Annotated in this window: 21 protein-coding genes and 1 pseudogene; 5 read left to right on the forward strand and 17 right to left on the reverse strand. The window is 35.8% G+C overall.

Features of this window, described 5'->3' with window-relative positions; translation table 11 throughout:
* Positions 1-41: 41 nt before the first annotated feature.
* The 4 genes from Q0871_RS05925 to mfd form a co-directional block, all read right to left on the reverse strand.
* Complete coding sequence (locus Q0871_RS05925) at positions 42-1,304, reverse strand: serine hydrolase (protein ID WP_299319403.1); 1,263 nt, start codon at positions 1,302-1,304, stop codon at positions 42-44.
* A gap of 66 nt (positions 1,305-1,370) precedes the next feature.
* Positions 1,371-2,378, reverse strand: coding sequence for a 3-dehydro-L-gulonate 2-dehydrogenase (gene yiaK / locus Q0871_RS05930; protein WP_299319404.1), 1,008 nt, complete (start codon positions 2,376-2,378; stop codon positions 1,371-1,373).
* 69 nt (positions 2,379-2,447) lie between these two features.
* Positions 2,448-2,774: a TerB family tellurite resistance protein gene (locus Q0871_RS05935; RefSeq protein WP_299319407.1), complete on the reverse strand. Its 327-nt coding sequence runs from the start codon at positions 2,772-2,774 to the stop codon at positions 2,448-2,450.
* Entirely contained in the window at positions 2,774-6,142 is a 3,369-nt protein-coding gene (gene mfd, locus Q0871_RS05940; protein ID WP_299319410.1) for a transcription-repair coupling factor, read from the reverse strand. Before mfd ends, Q0871_RS05935 begins: the two co-directional genes overlap by 1 nt.
* Before the next feature lie 126 nt (positions 6,143-6,268).
* On the opposite strand from mfd, the gene Q0871_RS05945 reads away from it, so the two are divergent.
* Positions 6,269-7,618 carry an NAD(P)/FAD-dependent oxidoreductase gene (locus tag Q0871_RS05945; protein WP_299319412.1) on the forward strand — a complete coding sequence of 450 codons (1,350 nt, stop codon included), beginning with the start codon at positions 6,269-6,271 and terminating at the stop codon, positions 7,616-7,618.
* On the opposite strand, the gene Q0871_RS05950 is transcribed toward Q0871_RS05945, so the two are convergent.
* The 5 genes from Q0871_RS05950 to Q0871_RS05970 are packed head-to-tail and all read right to left on the reverse strand — an operon-like array spanning position 7,615 to position 14,370.
* Entirely contained in the window at positions 7,615-8,418 is an 804-nt protein-coding gene (locus Q0871_RS05950) for a tryptophan-rich sensory protein (protein ID WP_299319416.1), read from the reverse strand. The genes Q0871_RS05945 and Q0871_RS05950 overlap by 4 nt on opposite strands.
* A gap of 58 nt (positions 8,419-8,476) precedes the next feature.
* Positions 8,477-9,148, reverse strand: a complete 672-nt coding sequence (gene pdeM, locus Q0871_RS05955) for a ligase-associated DNA damage response endonuclease PdeM (protein ID WP_299319419.1) — start codon at positions 9,146-9,148, stop codon at positions 8,477-8,479.
* A gap of 14 nt (positions 9,149-9,162) precedes the next feature.
* Entirely contained in the window at positions 9,163-11,634 is a 2,472-nt protein-coding gene (locus Q0871_RS05960) for a ligase-associated DNA damage response DEXH box helicase (protein WP_299319423.1), read from the reverse strand.
* Positions 11,635-11,683: 49 nt separating this feature from the next.
* The gene (locus Q0871_RS05965) at positions 11,684-13,348 is read right to left on the reverse strand and encodes an ATP-dependent DNA ligase (protein ID WP_299319425.1); all 1,665 of its coding nucleotides are present in this window, start codon (positions 13,346-13,348) and stop codon (positions 11,684-11,686) included.
* Positions 13,345-14,370: a ligase-associated DNA damage response exonuclease gene (locus tag Q0871_RS05970; protein ID WP_299319428.1), complete on the reverse strand. Its 1,026-nt coding sequence runs from the start codon at positions 14,368-14,370 to the stop codon at positions 13,345-13,347. Before Q0871_RS05970 ends, Q0871_RS05965 begins: the two co-directional genes overlap by 4 nt.
* A 102-nt stretch (positions 14,371-14,472) precedes the next feature.
* On the opposite strand from Q0871_RS05970, the gene Q0871_RS05975 reads away from it, so the two are divergent.
* The gene (locus Q0871_RS05975; RefSeq protein WP_299319432.1) at positions 14,473-14,895 is read left to right on the forward strand and encodes a TerB family tellurite resistance protein; all 423 of its coding nucleotides are present in this window, start codon (positions 14,473-14,475) and stop codon (positions 14,893-14,895) included.
* Between the two features lie 51 nt (positions 14,896-14,946).
* Here Q0871_RS05975 and fbp read toward each other — a convergent pair whose 3' ends face one another.
* The gene (gene fbp / locus Q0871_RS05980) at positions 14,947-15,957 is read right to left on the reverse strand and encodes a class 1 fructose-bisphosphatase (RefSeq protein WP_073241995.1); all 1,011 of its coding nucleotides are present in this window, start codon (positions 15,955-15,957) and stop codon (positions 14,947-14,949) included.
* Positions 15,958-16,064: 107 nt separating this feature from the next.
* On the opposite strand from fbp, the gene Q0871_RS05985 reads away from it, so the two are divergent.
* The 3 genes from Q0871_RS05985 to Q0871_RS05995 all read left to right on the forward strand — a co-directional run bounded on the left by Q0871_RS05985 (position 16,065) and on the right by Q0871_RS05995 (position 19,734).
* The gene (locus tag Q0871_RS05985; RefSeq protein ID WP_299319438.1) at positions 16,065-16,547 is read left to right on the forward strand and encodes a GNAT family N-acetyltransferase; all 483 of its coding nucleotides are present in this window, start codon (positions 16,065-16,067) and stop codon (positions 16,545-16,547) included.
* A gap of 37 nt (positions 16,548-16,584) precedes the next feature.
* Positions 16,585-17,832, forward strand: a complete 1,248-nt coding sequence (locus tag Q0871_RS05990; protein ID WP_299319442.1) for an aspartate kinase — start codon at positions 16,585-16,587, stop codon at positions 17,830-17,832.
* A gap of 81 nt (positions 17,833-17,913) precedes the next feature.
* Entirely contained in the window at positions 17,914-19,734 is a 1,821-nt protein-coding gene (locus tag Q0871_RS05995; RefSeq protein WP_299319446.1) for a lysophospholipid acyltransferase family protein, read from the forward strand.
* Position 19,735: 1 nt separating this feature from the next.
* Here the strand turns inward: Q0871_RS05995 and Q0871_RS06000 are convergent, their stop codons facing one another.
* From Q0871_RS06000 to Q0871_RS06030, 7 genes and pseudogenes are all read right to left on the reverse strand, one after another.
* Positions 19,736-20,236 carry a GNAT family N-acetyltransferase gene (locus Q0871_RS06000; RefSeq protein ID WP_299319450.1) on the reverse strand — a complete coding sequence of 167 codons (501 nt, stop codon included), beginning with the start codon at positions 20,234-20,236 and terminating at the stop codon, positions 19,736-19,738.
* 11 nt (positions 20,237-20,247) lie between these two features.
* Positions 20,248-20,571: a helix-turn-helix transcriptional regulator gene (locus Q0871_RS06005; protein WP_299319453.1), complete on the reverse strand. Its 324-nt coding sequence runs from the start codon at positions 20,569-20,571 to the stop codon at positions 20,248-20,250.
* A 78-nt stretch (positions 20,572-20,649) separates the two neighbouring features.
* A complete protein-coding gene (locus Q0871_RS06010) occupies positions 20,650-21,057 on the reverse strand; it encodes a hypothetical protein (RefSeq protein WP_084134948.1) in 408 nt (135 codons plus the stop codon).
* A 55-nt stretch (positions 21,058-21,112) separates the two neighbouring features.
* Positions 21,113-21,499, reverse strand: coding sequence for a VOC family protein (locus tag Q0871_RS06015; RefSeq protein ID WP_299319462.1), 387 nt, complete (start codon positions 21,497-21,499; stop codon positions 21,113-21,115).
* 6 nt (positions 21,500-21,505) lie between these two features.
* Positions 21,506-21,962: pseudogene (locus Q0871_RS06020) on the reverse strand (DUF1801 domain-containing protein).
* A 1-nt stretch (position 21,963) separates the two neighbouring features.
* Positions 21,964-22,908: a 2-hydroxyacid dehydrogenase gene (locus Q0871_RS06025; RefSeq protein WP_299319465.1), complete on the reverse strand. Its 945-nt coding sequence runs from the start codon at positions 22,906-22,908 to the stop codon at positions 21,964-21,966.
* Positions 22,909-22,918: 10 nt separating this feature from the next.
* Positions 22,919-23,284, reverse strand: coding sequence for a cupin domain-containing protein (locus Q0871_RS06030; RefSeq protein ID WP_299319468.1), 366 nt, complete (start codon positions 23,282-23,284; stop codon positions 22,919-22,921).
* Positions 23,285-23,290: the final 6 nt, after the last annotated feature.

Here is a 23,290-nt window from a genome sequence, read left to right on the forward strand (position 1 = left end):
ACTAGTTGTTCAAGCATATTTTAAATGCATGATTTATACTGTTAAAATGGGTGCGGACCATATACCGCATCTCTAAATTCTTTATGAAGGTTAATTTGATCGTATGGAAAAAGCTGAACAAATAATACAGCAGTCAATTTATTTACTGGGTCTACCCAAAATAGGGTAGAAGCAGCACCATCCCAATAAAATTCTCCCACGACACCATTATTCTCATCTGGAGTTTTTGGTGGTGCTACACGAACAGCGAAATCAATACCAAAACCAACCTGCCCTTTGCTTGGTAACCAAGAACGTTCTTTAATGCTGTCCGCTAATTGATTGGTTGCCATAAGTTGAACTGTTTCTGGTTTAAGGATTTGAACGCTATCTAAACTGCCTTCATGTACCAGCATTTGAGCAAAACGCATGTAATTATCTAAAGTGGATGTAAGACCGGATCCACCTCTAGTTAATGGCCAATGTTCTGTATAGTTACTATAGGTGACAGAATCTTGTACTAACTTACCTTCGGCTTCCCTAATATATAACTTGGCAAATCGGTCTCTGTCTTTTTCAGGTATGTAATACCTGGTTTCGTTCATTTTTAAAGGTTCAAGAACAAGTTTTTGGACATAGTTAGCATACGGAATTCCAGAAATTCTTTCTACTAATAAAGCTTGGACATCTACACTTGGTCCATATTCCCATTGGGTGCCCGGTTGAAACCATAATGGTGTTTTTCCCATTTTTTCTGCCATTTGTGTCAAAGTGTTTTCTCTGTTCAGGGCATCTGCATCTTGCATTAAAGTACTAAGGCCGGGTATATCATAGCGGTTGGGAAAACCTGCAGTATGTCTGGTAATATCTCTAATGCTTATTTCTCTTTGCAAAGGTTCGGTACGTACTTTATTGTTTTGGTCTACTCCCGTATACACGGTCATATTCTCAAATTCCGGAATATATTTAGAGATAGGGTCGTCTAGTCTAAATTTGCCTTCTTCAAACAGTGTCATTAATGCTGTTCCCGTTATCGGTTTGGTCATGGAATATATTTGAACAATAGTGTTCCTTTCCATCAGTTTATTCGCAGCAATGTCTGCATAACCAAATGCATTGTAGTATACTTCTTCACCTTTTTCGAAAATTAACGCTGAAACACCGGCTATGTTTTTTGCTTCTACAAAGCTTTTAAGGACAGAATCTATTCGTGTCTTTGCAGTTGTAGTAATAACTTTTGGTTCAAAAACGACCTCTTTTTTAGTAGATTCTTTACATGAGGTTAAAATTAAAAGTAGCGAAAAGAAACAAAGTAATTTTTTCATGTTTGTAAGATTAAGAATGAGTGATTTGAAAGTATGAATTTAGAACAAAAGAGATTCAGTCTAGTTTTATAAGTTAAGTACTTGTTCCCATATTTTAGAATTTACCACCATGCCTTCTTTTTGATTTTTTAATCTAGTTGACAAGGTTCGTTCTCCTGGATAGAATGTTTTGTCGCCTATTTTCATTGGTGGACCATCATGGGTAAATTGGATGATTTCGTTTAGTAAATTTTCTTGGATATGGGTATCTGAGAAATTGGAAGGGTCTATACACATGAAAACCTGTGATAATGCAGTTTCGTTTTTCTTTAGTCCAATTTTATAAGTAGAATTACCGGCAGAAAGTAAAGTTGCCAGCATATCTAAAATCATAGAAAGTGCTGATCCTTTCCAATACCCTAAAGGTAATGCTCTACCAGATTCCATAATATCTTTAGGGTTCTTACTTAATTGATTATTAGAATCCCAACCGCCATCAAAAGGGAGCTCTTCATTTTTTAAATCTAAACTTTGCATTTTTCCAAATGAAAATTGAGATAACGCCATGTCCAGTACTACATGCCCTTCTTTTCTAGGAATGGAAATGACCAAGGGATTATTGCCGATTCTATTTTCTTTGCCTCCCCAAGCTGGCATATTAGGTATGGTATTAGTAAACATAATTGAAATGCAACCTTGTTCTGCAGCTCGCCAGCCATACGTGCCACCACGCATCCAGTGGTTAGTGTTTCTAAGAGCAACTAAACCCATGCCATGTGCTTTTGCCAAGTCAATTGCCCTATCGGTGCATTTTAGCGCGTTTAATATGCCTGAACCTAAGTTGCCATCCCAACGTTCTAAACTTCCCATAGAAGCCACTTCGCTTGCTATGGCGTCTATTTTCATTAAACCTTTGTTGACGTAATCTATAAAAACAGGGACTCTATTAATACCATGCGAGTAAATACCATCGATGGTACTTTCAGTATGAATTTTAGCTAGTTTTTCTGCTTGTACTTTGTTGAAGGAATATTTAAGAAACAATTTGGTTAGAACCAATTTCATTTCCTCAGATGAAACTTTGATTTCGCTCAAAACGATGTTTTTGAATTGATTTAACCGTTAAGATACGTAAGAAGTTTTTGCTTAAGAATTTAAATGGACCTAAGCCTTTTTAGAAAGCCCTATTTCAAAGAAAACATGTCGTATAACATCACTTTCTTTCTCATGAATATAACCGTCAGATATGGCTACGTCTTCTAATATTTGGGCTAGTTTACTCTTTTTATCCTCAGACATACCTTTTAAGATATTGACACTTTGTTCTATATCGATGCTTCGTGCCTGAATCAAGAAATTACTATCAAAATCAATGATGGTCATCAATTTTGTTAAGGCATTAATTTCGCCGTTATGTACTTCGCCATCGGCTACAATAACTGAATCGATTAAATGAACCATCGCCAATTTTTCTGATATTTCAAATTCCATTATGCAGTTGTTTTTTCTTTAATTTCAAAAGGCTTTAATGCCAAATATGCTCTATCTGTAGATCTTATATTTTCAAAAACTAATAATAAGCGTAAACCGTTTCGAGTCTTTTTTTCTTTGATTTTACATTGTTGGGCATGCGATTGCACATATTGTAAAACTCTAGTAAATGTTGAAGTCTGATAAAATTCTGATTGTTGGTCGCTTATAAAGTACCCAATCATTTTACCTTGTTTCATCACTATTTTCTCTAAACCGATGCTATTTGCTATCCATTTTATACGAACCGAGTTGAGTAAATCTGCCGCCTGATCTGGTAATTCACCGAAACGATCTACTAATTGAGCTTCGAATTTTTGAAGCGCTGCTTCGTCTTTTACCTGGTTCAGCTCTGTATATAACGTTAGTCTTTCTGTTATATTATTGATATAATCATCAGGAAATAGCAATTCGAAGTCAGAATCTATCTGTGTTTCTTTTACAAAAACCTTCTCATGTTTACCTTCAACCTCCTCATAAAGGTCTTTAAATTCGGTTTCTTTTAATTCGTCGATGGCTTCAGCTAATATTTTCTGATACGTTTCAAAACCTATTTCATTGATGAATCCGCTTTGCTCGCCACCTAATAAATCTCCTGCACCACGAATTTCTAAATCTTTCATTGCAATATTGAATCCGCTACCTAATTCGGTAAATTGTTCTAATGCTTCAATACGTTTACGTGCATCATTGGTCATTACTTCGTATGGCGGAGTAATAAAATAACAAAATGCTTTTTTATTACCACGACCTACACGACCACGCATTTGATGCAGATCGCTCAAGCCAAAATTGTTGGCGTTGTTTATGAAAATGGTATTGGCATTTGTAACATCCAGCCCACTCTCAACAATAGTTGTCGATACCAAAACATCAAACTCACTATTCATGAAGCCAAGCATTAACGCTTCTAGTTTTTTACCTTCCATTTGACCGTGACCAACTGCAACCTTGGCATCTGGCACCAAACGCTGGATCATACCTGCAACTTCCTTGATGTTTTCAATTCTATTATGGATAAAGAATATCTGGCCACCACGTTCAATTTCATAGCTAACGGCATCTCTTATAATTTCTTCATTGAAACGTACTACCTGACTTTCTATAGGATACCTGTTTGGTGGTGCCGTTGTAATCGTAGAAAGATCACGAGCAGCCATCAAACTAAATTGAAGTGTTCTAGGTATTGGCGTTGCTGTTAATGTAAGTACATCTACATTTTCTTTAATAGACTTTAATTTGTCTTTTACGGCAACTCCAAATTTCTGCTCTTCATCAACAATTAATAACCCGAGATCTTTAAATTGAACATTTTTGTTTACCAGTTGATGGGTACCAATAATGATATCGACCTTGCCTTCGCCCAATCGCTGTATCGTATCTTTTTTCTCTTTTGCAGTTCTAAATCTATTTAGATAATCTACCGTTACCGGCATATCTTTTAATCGTTCTGCAAAAGTACGATGGTGTTGAAAGGCTAATATAGTAGTAGGTACTAAAACTGCTACTTGTTTGCCATTATCAACGGCTTTGAATGCTGCCCGAATAGCGATTTCCGTTTTTCCGAATCCTACATCACCACAAATTAAACGATCCATAGGTCGCTCACTTTCCATGTCTCTTTTTACATCTTCGGTAGCGGTACTTTGATCAGGAGTGTCTTCGTAAATAAACGAAGCCTCAAGTTCATTCTGCAAATAACTATCTGGGTTATATTGAAATCCCTTTTCTAGCCTTCGTTTCGCATAAATTTTAATAAGGTTAAACGCTATTTTCTTAACTCGAGATTTGGTCTTATCCTTAATTTTTTTCCAAGCTCCAGAACCTAGTTTGTAAATCTTTGGCGGTGCACCATCTTTACCATTAAACTTTGAAATTTTGTGTAATGAATGTATGCTTACGTATAAAATATCACGCTCACCATACATCAATTTTATAGCTTCTTGCTTTTTGCCTTCAACATCTATTTTCTGTAATCCGCCGAACTTACCAATACCGTGATCAATATGGGTTACGTAGTCACCAATCTCTAATTTGTTAATTTCCTTCAATGTAATGGCTTGCTTTTTTGCATAACCATTCTTTAAATGGAATTTATGGTAACGTTCAAAAATTTGATGATCCGTATAGCAAACGAGTTTTTGATCATCATCTATAAAGCCTTGAAATAGCGGAGAAACAATAATTTGATAATGCACATGTTCGTTAACCTCTTCAAAAATGTCATGAAAACGTTTGGCTTGCTGCTCACTGGCACAAAAGATGTAATTGGTGTAGCCTTTGTCTTTATAGCTATTTAAATTCTCAATTAATAAATCGAATTTTTTATTAAAAGAAGGTTGTGGTTTAGAGTGGAATTCGACAAAGTCGATAACATCTCGCTTAGCATCTTGAGTTAAAAGTGTAAAGCCAGATAGTTGTTGTCTAAATTCTTCGCCACCCATGAATAACTCTTCGGGTTCGGCATGCTTAATGTCTTTTGATAATTTTGTAAAAGCTTCTTTTGCTTTTTCAAAGAAATCGTCCAATCTATCATATAGATAGTCGGTATTTTTTGCAAAAACAAGTGTGTTCGATGCCACGTAGGTCAAAAAACTTTGTCTTTTATCAATCAAAAACTTGTCGGCCATGTTCGGCACAATTGTAATTGATTTCACCTTTTCTTTAGAAAGTTGTGTTTCTACATCAAAGGTTCTAATGCTGTCTATTTCATCGCCAAAAAACTCTATTCTATAAGGCTCATCATGCGAGAAAGAATACACATCTACTATGCCACCACGAACCGAAAATTCACCTGGTTCGGTAATGAAATCTACTCGTTTAAATTTGTATTCGAATAAAATTTCATTTAAAAAATCTAAAGAAAGTGTATCCCCTAATTTCATTTTTAGGGTATTCTTGTCTAATTCTTTTCTTGTAACTACTTTTTCGAAAAGTGCATCGGGATAGGTGACTATTACCGCTGGTTTTTTTCTAGAGTTGATTCTGTTTAAAACTTCGGCACGTAAAAGTACATTGGCATTATCTGTCTCTTCTATTTGATAAGGTCTTCTGTAGCTACCTGGGTAAAAAAGTACCTTGTCTTCGCCAATAAGGCGTTCTAGGTCATTTAAATAATAGGCAGCTTCTTCTTTGTCATTAAAAACCGCCAAGAATGGTCGGTCTTCTGCATTGAATATACTGGTAAGCACAAATGAAAGTGATGACCCTACTAGACCTTTTAATTGAATGTTTTTGGATTCTGATTTTTCAGAATCGGCAATAGTATTTTGCAGTTTCCCTATCTGGGGAGACTGATTATACCGTTGTTGGATAGAAGAATGACTCAACAGTTTAAAATTTTTACAAATATACGCATACCTAAGAAATGGATAAGACTCATTATTATCGAATATGGGTTACAGATTGCCTCTAAAAAGTTGCACCTTGGTGTGTAGCAGAAAAAGAAAAGTGATATGGAAGATAATGAGTTTGATGTTTTTGTAATAGGAAGTGGTGTTGCGGGGCAAACAGTTGCTAAAGCCTGTGTGGCTAAAGATTTAAAAGTTGCCATTACCGATAATCGTGAATTTGGTGGCACTTGTGCAAATAGAGGTTGTGATCCTAAGAAAATATTACTTGGTGCAATAGAAGCCTACGAGTTCAGTAAAAATTTAAAGGGAAAAGGCATAAGTAGGACTGCGAAAATTGATTGGAAGCAATTGCAAAAGTTCAAACGAAATTTCACTTCTAATATACCTGCTTCTACAGAGCATAATTTGATAGAATTAGGAATTACGTTGTTTCATCAATCTCCTACTTTTTTAGATAAGAATACTTTATTGGTAGAAGGTAAAAAAATCATCGCTAAGAAAATTGTCATTGCTACGGGCTTGGTGCCAAGAACATTGACTTTACCTGGAGCGAAACATTTTAAAGAGAGTGATGATTTTTTAAACCTAAAAAAGCTACCGAAGAAAATTGTTTTTGTTGGCGGAGGTTATATTGGGATGGAGTTTGCTCATATGGCGGCAAGAGCTGGAGCTATGGTTACGGTAATAGATACCGGTAAAAGACCTCTGCATGCTTTTGACGAAGATTTGGTTAATGAGCTTAGGAAATATTCTGAAACACTTGGGATTAATTTCATTTTTGAGGCTACAACTAAGGCATTGAAAAAGAAACGTAAACAACTGACACTAACCTATGAGTCAAAAGGGAAGGAGAAGACTATTGAAGCCGAAGCATTTTTTAATACCGCTGGTCGTGTACCCGCATTGGCTAGTTTAGATTTAGAAAAAGGCAATGTTGATTTTAGCGATAAAGGTGTAGAAACAAATGCGTACTTACAAAGTACTAGTAACGCAAATGTTTATGCTTGTGGAGATGTATCTGATAAGAACTTACCGTTGACTCCGCTTTCTGGTAGACAAGGTTATGTGGTTGCAGAGAACATTATAAATGGAAATTATAAAGTGTTAGAGGTTCCTGTAATTCCATCTGTGGTATTTACTTCTCCAAATTTGGCTACTGTTGGGTATTCTGAAGAAGAAGCACGTAGCCGTTATAAAAACATAAGAGTAAATTTTGAGGTTGCAACTGACTGGTATAATGCCAAGAGAATAAATGCACCTTTATATGCTTTCAAAATTATCATGAATGATAGAACAGGCGAAATTGTTGGTGCACATCTATTAGGACCTGATGCTGGTGAGACCATCAATATATTTACTTTAGCTATCACTAATAAAATGACAGATAAGGATATAAAATCTACTATATTCTCTTATCCGTCTTGGGGTAATGATATAAAAAGTTTGGTTTAAGACTTTTCTTGTAATCGTTCTTGTAGCTTTTTAAACGGACTAGTTTCTCGATTTTTGAAGGCATGAAAAGCAATGGCAATAAATAGAATTACCGTGCCCGTCATTGCTGCGTAAGCAATGTAGATATTCGATTCGTTATGTCTTACATAAATGGCGAATAATGCCCAAATGCCTACAAGGGCGAATTCTCGCATATTTCTTTTCCAAATCATTAGTAGATTTATGATGGTGGCTGCTACAATCATATTTGTCGTCCAGGCTTGTTCTGATAATACTCCCCCGTTCCAATCTAGTTTGCTTAAAAAAGCAGAAATGTTTGCAATGGTGGCTACAGTAATCCATCCGCTGTAAAAACAAATAGGCCACCAAATAAATGCAATGACCGAAATAGTAGCATCCCAACGTTCCATATTGGTGTTTAGAATAATCTTAATTAATGAAAGCAGTATTCCGAACATAATTACTACTGAAAGTCCGGTGTAATTGTACATGAATGCAATTACCCAGCAACAGTTTAAAATATTCGCGAAGACAAACCAGTAGCCAGTTTGTTCAATAAAATTACTAGGTTTATCACTGAAAAAAGCTCTTTTTACTTGAAAAATACCATAAGCAAGTAATCCTAAAAAGATTGGGCCCCAAATAGCAAAAGCATATGATGCGGGAGTAAACAAGTTTGCATATTGAGCACTCATCTCACCAATGGTAGTATCATTGAGAGAAAATGCTTGTGAAATGTAATTAACTACAATTACTAGAATAACAGATGCCAAATTAAGAACGGATAATTTCTTTTTCATAACTGTAAAGCTATTGTGGTTATATTATAAAGTTATGCTCTTTAGCGTATTAAAGGAACTATTTTCGGTAATTACGCTTCTTTTTTACCGCTTTTATAGGAACTGGCAGTACAGCGTCACCTAAAAGGGCATAAATCTCACATCCATCGCAAGGTTCTAAAGTGTAAGTGCCAGTAAATTCTCCAAATGCCGGTACTATCATTTGATGTTCGGTTTTGTAAAAACAAGGCAATCGAACAGATTGTCTTCCTAATCCGCTAAGTTTAATTGCAGGATGTATATGTCCTGAAAAGTTGAATAGACCATCTCGTTCTTCTGGGTGATGGGTTAGTAGAAAAGAATCTATAATCATTTCGGGAATTACTTTAATATGTAATTCTTCATATTTCAGCGGAGAAATAATATCGTGATTACCGCTTACTAAAATTATTTCTTGTGGAGTAGCCTGTACCCATTGTTCAAAAAGAAGCCATTCTGTGTTTAATGCAGAGTGAAATAAATCACCTAAAAAAACTATCGATTCTGGTTTAAAATGATTCACTACCGAGGTTAGTGTATCAAAATTTTGCTGTACAGCTTGTTGTGGTACAGCGGCACCGTATTTTCTAAAATGTGATACTTTGCCTAAATGAACATCACTGATCATTAACATTGATTTCTCTACCCAAAAAAGAGCGCCAGAGAAGTGCATTTCAAAAGTTTGATTATGAAGGATAATGGAATGGGTCATCGATGCAAAATTACCTATTTCTTCATCAATAGTGCAGCCATTTTTTTAATTCGGTCAGCCAATTTTTCGCTTGATAATTTTTCACGCCCCACACGCTCGGTAATTAAAGGGAAAGAAAATGGTGTGGGTTGATTGCACGCCTTCCAAACGATTTCTTGTGTTGCAATACGTTCTAATGAAAGTCTTAAACGTCCTTCTTCTAATTGGTGTTCAAAAGTCTCGGTAAATGCTTGTTGAAACAGTAAATTGTCGGGCTCGTAATCTCTAAAAACATCAAATAATAATTGCGAGCTGCTTTGTAAGTGTTTCATTTTAATACCTTTTTTGGGGTATCCGGTAAATACCATACCGCTAATAATAGCAACATCTCTAAAACGTCGACGCGCCATTTCAGTGGCATTCAAACTTTTTTGCAAATCATCTAACATAAAATCTGTGGTGAACAAATCATTATCTAAAACTTGTTGAATGTCTATGGGTTGATCTGATAGTAGCTCAAAACCGTAATCATTAAACGCCAATGAAAAAGTAATAGGGGAGAGTAAACTAATGCGATACCCTAGTAAGCTGCCCATTGCCTCATGTACAAAACGACCTTCAAATGGATAAAACAGGTGATGGTACCCATCGCGTGTTTTAAAGGTTTCAATTAGAAATTCTGATGGTTTGGGTACAATGCTATCTCTTCGTTGTCGGTCAAAAAGAGGTTTTAAAGCTCGTATTTCTGCAGATTGATTTTTAATAGGTTCGCTAGAGCTGTATAATTCATTTCTAAGTAACTCTGACATTTGAGCAGATAAGGTAAGTCTACTACCCATCCAACTCGAAATTTTATTGGTTTTTTTGTTCGAGTTTTTCACCTGAACCGTCATTTCTTTTATCCGAATGAATTCTAAATTTCTGCCCGCAAACGTAAATACATCACCTCTGTTTAATTTTGAAATAAAGAACTCTTCAATAGAACCAATGTAGCCACCTTTTTGGTATTTAACGGATAAATTGACATCACCGACAATAGTCCCGATTTGAAATCGGTGTCGCATCGCCACACCGCGATTATTTACCTTGAACTTGCCATCTTCTTCAATTTCTACTTTTTTGTATTCGTCATAGCTCTGTAAACTTTGACTGCCCATTACCAAGAAGTTCAATAACCACTGCCATTTTTCTTCGGTAAGGGCTTGGTAGCAGAACGTCTGTTTTATTTCTTGATAGATTTCTTTAGGATAGAATCCGTCAGAAATCGCCAAAGTGGTTAAATACTGTAATAAGACATCATAGCTGTTGAGGTATGGCATGCGATCTTCAACCGTATTCTGCTTTACTGCTTTTTGTAATGCCGAAGCCTCTATAAGTTCAATGGCATGCGTGGGTAGAAAATAGATTACACTTTCTTTACCTGGACGGTGACCGCTACGCCCTGCGCGTTGTAAAAATCGGGCAACACCTTTTGGTCCTCCAATTTGAATAACGGTTTCCACTGGGGCAAAATCAACCCCCAAATCTAAACTTGAGGTACAAACAACTGCCTTTAGTTGTTCATTGCGAATGGCATTTTCAACCCAAACCCTAGTTTCTTTATTTATACTACCATGGTGCATTGCCATTTCACCGGCATATTCTGGGTGTTTTTCAAGAATTTTCTGAAACCAAATTTCGCATTGACTACGGGTATTGGTGAACAGCAATGTGGTTTTACTGCTGTTGATAATAGGTACAACTTCTTCTAACAAATGAAGCCCTAGATGACCACGCCAGGGGAAGGTTTCCATCTTTTTTGGAATGATACTTTTTACCGTAATCTTCTTGTTTATGTTAGCTTTAATGAGGACGGAATTCTCAAGTGCTTTAGACTCAATACCCAATAACACATCTCTGGCTTGTTCTAAGTTACCTATGGTTGCAGATATGCCCCAAATTCTTAATTGAGGGGATACATTTTTAAGCCGTGATAAGGCAAGTTCCATTTGTACACCTCGTTTTGTGCCTAATATTTCATGCCATTCATCAACAATTATAGCTGAACAATCTTTGAAAATTTTATCGTACCCCTTTGTAGCCAATAATAATTGTAGACTTTCTGGAGTGGTAATTAGCAGATCAGGCATTTGCTTTTTTTGCTGTGCCCTTTCTTTTGTTGAAGTATCGCCAGAGCGAATGCCAACGGTCATTTGTGTGCCTAAATCTAAAGTAATACGTTCAGCAGATTGTTTTATTTCTTGAGAAAGTGCTCGAAGCGGAGTAATCCAAATAGCCTTTAATCCCTTTTTGTGTTTAGTTTTATAGTTAGGATTGTTCTTAATGTAATTCAGTACAATAGGAAACCACAATGCATAGGTTTTACCACTGCCTGTTGGGGCATTTAACAGTCCATTTTTACCCTGTAGAAAGGCCTTCCAAGTATCCTTTTGGAATTTAAAAGGTTTCCAATCTTGTTCTTGAAACCAATTTTCGGCGATATCGTAAAGTTCTTGTCTTTTTACCATTGCGAGCAAAGCGAAGTAATCTGTTTATAAAAGTTAGTTTTTGGATTGATTAATTAGGTATTAGTGATTTTAAATCATCCAAGGTATTCGCTTCATGAATATTCTTGTCTTTCCGCCATCGTAACATTCTTGGAAAACGAGTGGCAATTCCGCTTTTATGTCTCTTTGAAAGTGCTATGCCTTCAAAAGCAATTTCAAAAACGTGATGTGGAGTAACACTACGTACTGGTCCAAATCTTTCTAGCGTATTTTTCTTTATCCAGGCATCAAGCTTTCTGAATTCTGCATCTGTTAATCCGGAATAGGCTTTGGCAAACGTTACCAGTTCTTTTTCTCCTTCTTCATTATCCTTCCAAAGTGCAAAGGTATAATCTGTAAAAAGATTACTTCGCCTACCATGTCCGCGCATCGCATATGTTAATACAGCATCTATAGTTAATGGGTCTACTTTCCACTTCCACCAATCGCCTTTTTTTCGTCCTACTAAATAAGGAGAATCGTTTCTTTTGAGCATGAGTCCCTCACTATGCATTTCGCGAGAACGGTCTCTTTCTTGAGCCAATTCATTCCAAGAATTAAAGTGCATTGTTTCAGAAAGGTAAAGAGGGATATCACTTTGGCTAAGCTCATTGACCTCACTTCGGCTCCGCTCAGTGACCTTACCCAATTCTTGGTTAGTAGATACATCTTGAAACATGTTTTCTAATATACGTCTACGCTCAATAAAAGGTGTTTGGCGAATATCTTTTCCTTCCCACTCTAGAATATCATAAGCTTTTAATATAACCGGGACTTTTTTTAATAATGCTGCGGATATATTTTTGCGACCAATTCGAGTCTGTAAATCATTGAAAGTACCTATGGTTCCTTCAACATAGGGTAGAATTTCACCATCAATAACAGTTCCATTAGGAATAACACCAACGAACTTTTTAAATTCTGGATACTTATCGGTCACTAATTCTTCACCACGGCTCCACACAAATATTTCATCGTTTCTAAGAATTACTTGCGAACGAATACCATCCCATTTATGTTCTGCAGACCATTCATTAATATCGCCAAGGTCTGACGCTTTACCCACTATAGCATAAGCCAAATAAAATGGGTAGGGTTTTGACAGGTAATCGCTCTCATTTTCTTCAAGTACCAATTGTTGAAAAGAAATAGTGTTAGGGTCCCAATTACCCATAAGTTTGTAAGCTAAAATATCCTCATCTATCTCGGTTGCTTTTGCTAATGCTCTGGTCATCAGTTTTTGGCTAACTCCAATTCTGAATCCGCCAGTAATGAGTTTTGTAAACACAAAGCGTTCATAATAGTTAAGCACTTTCCAGTTTTCATAGAGATATGCTTTTTTATCATCGTCGGTTTTCTTTTTTAAGGCAATCATTTCCTCAAGGAAAACCGTCAAACTCTTGTCTGATGATTGATTTGCCGCAGGTATGACCAAAGCAATGGTTTCTGCTAAATCACCTACAATATGATAACTCTCTTCAAATAGCCATAAAGGAATATTCGCCAATTCTGATGCCCAAGTTCTTAGAAGGGTAGTGTTCACTGGTCGTGGCGGCCTACGATGAGATAATATAGCAATTGTCCATACTTTGTCGGCATCGTTAGCCTTTAAAAAGTAGTTGGTCAGTGCCTGTACCTTAACCGTAGTTTTATTGGTACTGTCTAATGTTTTTATAAGGAGTGCGAAGTTTTTCATGCTGTTATAGATGATTTTGAGGCTACGGCAGCTTCTATTTCTTCCTCTCCATATTGTGTTGCTTCGGTGCGTGCGTCATACCCTTGTTCACGTAAATATTTAGAAAATATATCGGTGTATCCGTGTGTAGAAATAATTTTTTCTGCTCCCGTTGCCTCAATACTTTCTAGAAGTCCCGGCCAATCGCAGTGGTCACTTAAAACAAAACCTTTGTCAATTGCCCTGCGTCTTCGGGCACCTCTAAAGGTCATCCATCCGCTTGCGGAAGCGGTTACATAAGGTACCATTTTTCTTATCCATGTGCTGCCGTGTGCACTTGGCGGTGCCAACACTATATTGCCCAACAATTGTTCTTTCTTCGTTTCTCTAGTAATAAGAGTGGTTTTTGGAAAATCTACTAAGGGTCGCAATACCTCCGTCATATTCTCAATAGCGCCGTGAGTATATATTTCACCAATATCAGTATTTAAATATTTTAGCAGCCGCTGAGCTTTTCCTAAGCTATACCCGAAAAGAATAGATGTTTTGCCTTCGGCTTTATTTTCTGCCCACCAATTATTAATGTTCTCTAGCACCTCTGCTTGTGGCGTCCATTTAAATGCTGGAAGTCCAAAAGTACATTCGGTAATAAAGGTGTTGCATTTTATGGGTTCGTACGGAGTAGAGATTCCATCGTTTTCAGTTTTGTAATCACCTGTAAATACCCAAACCTCGCCTTTATGTTCTACACGTATTTGTGAAGAACCTATTATATGACCTGCTGGGTGAAGACTAAATTTTACATTATTGATAACAAAAGACTCTCCCCATTCTTTTCCTTCAACATTAATTTCACCTAATCGATGTAGAATAATTGGAACATTTCTGTGGTGGGTAATATACTTTTTATGACCGTACCGACTGTGGTCTGCATGCCCATGCGAAATAATGGCATGGTCTACTGGTTTCCACGGGTCAAGATAAACCTTCGCTTTTTCACAATAAATGCCATTGTTTGTAAATTGTAATAGAGGAGTTTTCATAGCGACATCAAGTTACAAATTTTGCATGCAAACAAAGTTGATAACAAACTAAACTATGACCTCTAAAAAAATTATATTTGCTCAATAATTAAAAAATAAGATATGTCTTTTGCAGATTTATATAGTAGCGGTGAGCACAGAAGAAACTTAGCTCATTTTGCAGCTTTGGCAACTTTAGCATCTATTGATGGTGAAATTAGTACTGAAGAAAAAAAGTTATTAGATCGTTTCGCTACTAAATTAGATATCACTGATTCTGAGTATTTAGAGGTGTTTAAGAAAGAAAATAAATATCCTATCGATTCTACGCCAGATTCTGAGAAACGATTAGAGCGTTTATACGACTTGTTTAGAATCGTGTATTCCGATCATGAAATTGATGATGAAGAAAGACTATTAATTAAGAAGTATGCTATTGGTCTTGGCTTTACTGAAGAAAAAGCAGATGTTATTATAGAACGTTCTGTAGCTATTTTTGGTGGTAGAATAGATTTTGATGATTATCTATACTTAGTAAAACATTAAGCTTTGAAAAAAGTAAGAATAAAAAAGGGAGCAATTTGCTCCCTTTTTTTATTAATGATATTTATTTAAAAATTCTTGTAGTTTTTCGACCATGTTTTTGCTTCCGCAGAAAAACGGAACCCGTTGATGGAGTTCTGTTGGTTGAATATCCATAATACGATTTTTACCGCCAATTGCTATTCCGTTTGCTTGCTCGGCTAAAAAAGCCATAGGGTTACATTCGTATAACAATCTTAGTTTACCGCTTTCACTTACGCTACTTTTTGGGTACATATATATACCACCTTTTATCATGTTTCTATGAAAATCAGAAACTAAGGATCCTATGTACCTAGAGGTATAAGGTCTGTCGTCTTCTTCCATTTGGCAATACTTAATGTAATCTTTAACCCCTTGGTGAAAATGTACATAGTTTCCTTCGTTTACAGAGTAGATTCTGCCATTTTCAGGAAACTTCATATTTGGGTGAGATAGGTAAAAAGTACCTAACGCAGGGTTTAAGGTAAAGCCATTTACACCATCACCAGTTGTATATACTAACATGGTAGACGTGCCGTACACTACGTAACCTGCAGCAACCTGTTTATTACCAGGTTGTAAAAAATCTTCCATAGTAACTGGTGTGCCTACGGGAGTTATACGTCTGTAAATTGAGAAAATAGTACCTACCGAAACATTGACATCAATGTTGGAAGACCCATCTAAAGGATCTATAAGTACTACATATTTATTTTGATGATTGTCGTCATTACTATTTATACTAATGAAACTATCTTCTTCTTCAGATGCGATACCGCAAACAATTTCTCTGTTTTTTAAAGTCTGAATAAATTTATCATTGGCAAAAAGGTCAAGTTTTTGTTGATCTTCACCTTGTATGTTAGTTTCGCCAACTCCACCTAAAATATCGATTAGACCTGCTTTGCTCACCTCGTGGTTAACAACTTTAGCGGCTAATCTAATGGCATTAATAAGTTTTGATAATTCACCTGAGGAATATTGAAATGAATCTTGATTTTCAATAATAAACTCCCCTAGGGTCTGATTTCTTTTTGGAGACATCTTTTAGTTTATGGTTTATACAAATATCGTGTATTTTGTTAAACGTTCAATTTTGATTTTAATTACATTTTTTAAATTTATAACTTTGTGTTTTATTTGTAACAATTATGGATTATACAATTAGAGTTGCCCAGAGAGAAGATATGAGCCAAGTGCTTCATTTAATACAAGAATTAGCCTCTTTTGAAAAGGAAGATGATGCCGTTGAAGTAAGTGTGCAGAACTTAGAGGAAGATGGTTTTGGTAAACAGAAATTGTTTCACTGTTTTGTTGCAGAAAAGAATGATAAAATTGTAGGTATGGCTTTGGTTTACCCTAGGTATTCTACTTGGAAAGGCCCTGTTATTCACTTAGAAGATTTAATTGTTACCGAAGAAATGCGTGGTAGTGGTTTAGGTACGGCACTTTTAAATGAGGTCGTTAAATATGGTGATGAGTTAGGTGTAAAAAGAATAAGCTGGGAAGTGATCGATTGGAACGAACCTGCAATTGGTTTTTACGAAAGTAAAGGAGCCAATGTAATGAGAGATTGGGATGTTGTTCAGTTAGATGAAGCAGGCATGAAAGAGTATTTAAGCGCGTTAGCTTAATTGAAAAAGAACTATAAAATTTAGATAGCAATAACATATGAGAGTTTTTAAATTTGGAGGAGCATCGGTTAAAGATGCAAATGCGGTTAAAAATGTAGTTAAGGTTTTAAAAGAAGTAGGGTATGAAAATACGCTATTGGTAGTATCGGCAATGGGTAAGACCACCAATGCTATGGAAGATATTATAAACGCTTATTTTAATGATAAGAAGGAAATACCTTCTAAGGTTGCCGAGATGGTAGACTATCATCATGGTATTATAAAAGACTTATTTCCTAATGCACAGCATGCTATTTATAAGGATATAAAAATATTGGTCGATGAGATCAACGGTTTTTTAGTTTGGAATAAATCGCCCAATTATAACTTCGTATATGATCAAATAGTCGGCTACGGAGAATTGATTTCTACCACTATTATCAGTGCCTATTTTAAAGAAATTGGCATCAAAAATAATTGGTTAGATGTTAGAAACTTTATTAAAACAGATAGTAATTATAGAGATACCACGGTAGATTGGGAGCGTACTCAAAAGAACGTAACTAAAATTGATCAAAAGGTATTGAATATTACTCAAGGTTTTTTGGGTAGTGATGACAATAACTTTACTACTACATTGGGTCGTGAAGGTTCAGATTATTCTGCTGCAATATTAGCCTATTGTTTAAATGCCGATTCGGTTACTATTTGGAAAGATGTACCAGGCGTTTTAAATGCCGATCCTAGGTATTTTAAAGAAACGCAATTGCTAAATAATATATCTTATAGAGAAGCGATAGAATTAGCATTTTACGGGGCATCTGTAATTCACCCAAAAACATTACAACCTTTACAGCGAAAAGAAATTCCACTTCATGTAAAATCCTTTGTAAATCCAACAGGTAAAGGAACTACTGTTGGTAAAGGTGTTGGAATAGAGCCAAAAGTACCTTGCTTTATAGTAAAAAAAAATCAGGTTTTAATGAAATTGTCCTCACTTGATTTCTCTTTTATAGTAGAAGATAGTATTAGCGAGCTATTTAAATTGTTTCATCAACATAAAATTAAGGTAGATTTAATTCAGAATTCCGCTATTAGTTTTTCTGTTTGTATCGATAATAAATTTGGCGGATTAGAAGCGCTGCTACAACAACTAAAAAGTAAGTTTAAAGTTGCTCATCATGAGAATGTTTCTTTATACACCATTAGACATTTTAATACTCAAGCGTTAGAATCGTTGCAGAATGGTCATGAGTTATTATTAGAACAGCGTGGTACAGAAACGGTACAGTTGGTTGTGAAGTAATGCAAAGGTCATTTCAGTAATTTTTAATAGGTAGCTACAAACGCTATTTTCCTATATTTACAGTCTAATCGATGTTGATTTATGGGTTTAGTTACCGCAAAGGAAATTGCCATTGCTATCAATCTCTCTAAATATGGGGTGTTTGGTACTTTTATTGGCTGGGTACTACTGAAGGTGACGCGTTTATCTCGTATAAATAGAGATTATGATAGCATTGCCCATTTAGAAGGTGAAGAGTATGCCAATGCTATTCTAAAGCTTTACGAAATTGACTACGAAATTCCTGAAGAAGACTTTAGACGTTTGCCGAAAGAGGGTCCGTATGTGACTATAAGTAACCATCCGTTAGGTGCTATTGACGGTATTTTGTTGTTCAAGTTAATGGTGAAACAACGACCCGATTATAAGATAATGGCTAATTTCTTATTACAAAGAATGGCGCCGCTAGAGCCTTTCGTTCTGCCTGTTAATCCTTTCACTGAACATAAAGATGCTAGAAGTAACTTAGCCGGATTCAAGAAAACTTTAGAGCATTTAAAAGATGGTCACGTATTAGGGGTTTTTCCTGCTGGTGAAGTTTCTACACATAAAGATGGTAAGCTCATTGTAGATAAACCTTGGGAAGAAGCCGCTTTAAAATTGATTAGAAAGGCAAATGTACCTGTGGTGCCTATTTATTTTCATGCCAAGAACAGTTCGTTGTTTTATCGCATTTCTAAATTGGGAGATTCGTTACGAACAGCAATGATTCCTTCTCAGGTATTTTCGCAAAGAAATAGACCAATAAAGGTGAGAATAGGGCAGCCTATTTCTGTAGCTACACAAAAAGAGCAACAGAGTTTAGAAGAATACACTGATCTTCTGCGTCGTAAAACGTATATGCTATCTAACGCATACGAGAAAGAACGTTTAATAGATCAAATACCTACTTCCCTTAAAATACCTAAGCAACCAAAGAAAATTGCAGATGCAGTCCGTAAAGAGGTTATGGAGGGTGAAATTGAAAAACTTAGGGAGAAAGACTGTCGTTTACTTCAAAGTAAAAATTATGAGGTATTTCTAGCGAAGGAAAAAGACATGCCTTTTATTTTGAAGGAAATAGGAAGACAACGTGAAGTAACTTTTAGAGCCATTGGCGAGGGTACGAATAAAGCGATTGACCTGGATAGTTTTGATAGCTATTATCATCATCTTTTTTTATGGGATGCCGAGGCTAAATGTATTGTAGGTGCTTATAGAATGGGAATGGGTTCTGAAATTTTCCCTGAACATGGTATTGATGGTTTTTATCTTCAAGATCTTTTTAGGGTAGAACCTGAATTGTATGATATGATGGAACACTCTATTGAAATGGGTCGTGCCTATATCACTAAAGAATATCAGCAAAAACCAATGCCATTATTTTTACTTTGGAAAGGGATTGTGCATACTACTTTACGATTTCCAGAACATAAGTACCTAATAGGTGGGGTAAGTATCAGCAACCAGTTTTCAAACTTTTCTAAATCGTTGATGATCGAATTTATGAAGTCTAATTATTGGGATCCTTATGTAGCGCAATACATAAGACCAAAAAAGGAATTCAAAGTGAAGCTAAATGATGCTGATAAGGAGTTCGTTTTTGATGAAACCCAGGCAGATTTAAATAAGTTTGATCGTTTAATTGATGAGGTAGAACCTGGTAATTTACGTTTACCGGTTTTAATTAAAAAATACATCAAGCAGAATGCGAAAGTGGTAGCATTTAACGTAGATCCATTGTTCAATAATTCGGTAGACGGATTAATGTATATTAAGATTGCAGATTTACCTGAGAGTACAGTAAAACCTGTAATGGAGGAGTTTCAGGCAGAATTGGAACGTAAATTACATGAATCTCAAAATCCTGAAACGGAAGCGTAATTTAGTCTATACCAACAACACTACTTCGTCGTTCAAAGAGCACATTATCTACCCATTTGCCATGCAGTTTGCCAATGCGCTCGCGTTTGCCGATCATTCTAAAACCGGTGGTTTCGTGGACTTTTATACTGCTATGGTTTGCGGGGAATATACCTGATTGTAGCGTCCAAACACCTTCTTTTTCGCTTGCTGTAATTACATGTTCTAATAATAATTTACCCAAGCCCTTTCCTCTACTATTTTTAGAGATATAGACACTTATTTCTGCGACGCCACCATAAACACATCTATTAGAAACAGGGGAGAGCGCAACCCAACCCATAATTTCAGTTGTGCTTATAGCAACAAAACGGCAGGTGCTCATATGTGCTTTGTCCCAAGCTTTATAGGTGGGTACATTGGTTTCAAAAGTAGCAATGCCAGTATCAATGCCTTCTTTGTAAATATTAGCAACGAATTCCCAATCGGTCGGTAACATTTCTCTAATTGTTATATCATTCATATTGAAGCTTATTAACAGCAGTTGTTTTTAGTAGTGTCAAAGAAAGAATTCAGTAAAGTTTGTATCTCTGTCCATTTTGCTAAGTTGATGCAATAGCATACTTTTTTACCTTCTATTTCACCTCTAATTAAATCAATACTTTTTAGTTCTTTTAGGTGCTGTGAAATAGTAGGCTGAGCCAAACCAATTTCATCAACGATGTCATTACATATACATGCATCTTGCCGACTTATATATTGTAGAATGGCAATACGTGCAGGGTTGGACAATACCTTAAATATAATCGCCAATTGATTCTGCTCTACATTAAATATTTGTGTTTTAGTAACTCCCATTTCATATTTATATATTGCTATATTACGATAATAATAAATATAAAAAAAGCCAGCTGAAATCTCAACTGGCTTATAGATTTATAAACTTTTAAACCAATCTTGGAAATATTCACCCAAAACAGGCGTCGGTACTTGTTTTTCATTAGCAGCATTAATTAAACTCATAACGACTAAAACCAGGCATATTATAAAAGCAAAACAACCAACAATAGGTATCCAGCTTAATACAAGAGTCAAAATCCATATTCCTAGAGTTTGCCTTATGTAATAACTACCTAATTCAGTTTTATTGCCATTGTTCATAATAAGAGCAACTATCCATCCTATAAAGGTTATATGCGAAATTATAGCAACAGATTTTCCATTGTCTACATTACTGTTTTCGAAGGCTTTCTTAGCATCATCAGAAAACTCTTTTGCTGATTCTTTAGCACTGTCAAAAGCATCTTCTGCTTTATCTCCAAAATCTTTATTCTCGTCTGACATTTTTTTGTTGTTTGGTGGTTATTATTAAGGGTTAAATGTAGCAATTATTTAAACATCATAGAAATGCTTTATCAATTGGTTCCCAAAGTTCTAGCTTATTTCCGTCAGGGTCTAAAATCCATCCGAATTTTCCGTATTCAAATTCTTGCATCTCACCAACAACCGTAACTCCTTCTTTCTTCAGAACTTCTAATAGTTCTACAAGATTTTCAACCCTAAAATTCATCATAAAACTAGATTGGCTAGGTTCAAAATAAGTGGTATCGTCGTTCATGGGGCTCCATTGTGTTGAGCAATCATTTCCTTCTTTGTCTTTCCACCAAAAAGTACAGCCATATTGATCTGTATTCAGCCCTAAATGCTTGTTGTACCAATTTTTTGATTGGTCTGGATCTTTGGTTTTAAAAAAGAATCCGCCTAAACCTGTTACTCTTTTTTTCATATCGATTTATTTTTTGATATTCTTCTCGTATAAACTAATCCATTCTGTCGGAGTCATTTTGGTGCATAGTTCTGCAATGAGCTCGTACGGAATATCATCCATACTTTTAAAACGAACGCAACTTTTGCCCATATCTAGCTTACGTTTGCAATGAATAGGGTATTCGTTCTTGAACCAGTTCATTAAAGCAGGGTCTGCATATATGCCGGAGTGATAAAGTGCAATAAAGTTTTTTTGGGAAGCCAAATTAATAAAAGGCAACGGTAGTTCTGGTTGTACATGATACCCTGCCGGATATAAAGAATGTGGTACTACATAGCCCAAACATGCCATAACTTAATTGCTCTTCAAAACCATTGGGTAAATTTTGCAAAATAATACCTCTTAGCTTTTCAATTACCGCTTTACGTTCTGGCGTTAATTGAGCAATATATTCGTCTGGAGAGTTGGCTTTGTATTTCATATCATTCTAAAAATTTAGTTTTCACTTTATCTACTATCGTTTGGGCCAATTTTATTTTACTTTCTACCGTCCACCCTGCTACATGTGGTGATAGTATTACCTGATCAGATTTAATTAGATATTGAAATGCTTCAGGTAAATTGTTATCTGTAAACATATTTTCAAAAGAGGCTTTTTCATACTCCAGTACATCTAAACCTGCACCTATAACTTTACCTGATTTTAAGGCATCGACCAAATCCGTAGTTATTATGCATTTACCTCTGGCGGTATTAATAATCCAAATAGGATTTTTAAATTTCTCAAGAAACTCAGCATCGACCATACCAATTGTTAATTCTGTTTGTGGTACATGTAAGCTTATGACGTCGACCCTATTTTGAAATTCTATAATGCCTACTTGGCGTGCATTTTCATCTTCTACACCACCCTTAATGTCATAACAAATAACCTCTTCTACGTCAAAACCTTTTAGTTTTTTAGCAAATGCTTTACCCATATTGCCATAGCCGATAATACCAACAACCTTACCTTCTAGCTCAATGCCACGGTTGCCTTCGCGATCCCATTTGCCACTTCTTACTTCTTTGTCTGCCGTGTTCAGCTTATTAAAAAGGGATAAAAGCATACCTAAAGCATGTTCACCTACAGCATTACGATTGCCCTCGGGTGCGGCAGCAAGAAATATACCGAGCGACTTAGCATGTTGTGTATCTATATTTTCTAAACCGGCGCCTAATCTTCCTATAAATTTTAAGTTTTTTGCTTTGTCTAAAAACGCAGCATCTGTGGAGAATCTACTTCGAATTATGAGTCCGTCATACTCTTCGATCTTGGCTTCTATTTCTTCTTTTGATGAGCTATAATCTTCATCGTTCTGAAAACCTAATTCAGAAAATTGCTCAATTATTAGTGGGTGATTTATATCTACGTGTAATACTTTCATTTATGCTTAATTATATTTTGGGGTAATCTGTTTTTGTTTTTTCGTCTTCAACGTTTCCGGTATGGGCAGTGCTTACTTTTTCAAAAAGCATAACGTGTACTTCTTCATCGTTTTTGGTCATTGGGCAGTGCTCAACCTCTTTGGGTACTATTATTATTTCGCCTTGTTTTACAACTTCGGTGCGGTCTCTAAATTGCATATAAAGCGTGCCTTTTACAACTTGAAAAAGTTCATCTTCATTTTCATGTGAATGCCATACAAACTCACCTTTAATCTTCGCTAATAAAACTTGCATATCATCAACAATACCTATTTGGTGCGGATGCCAAAAGTTATTTACGTGATCATACTTTTCTTTTAGGTTGATACTTTTCATGTATGT

It is taken from the genome of uncultured Maribacter sp., from assembly GCF_947500985.1.
Lineage (GTDB): Bacteria > Bacteroidota > Bacteroidia > Flavobacteriales > Flavobacteriaceae > Maribacter.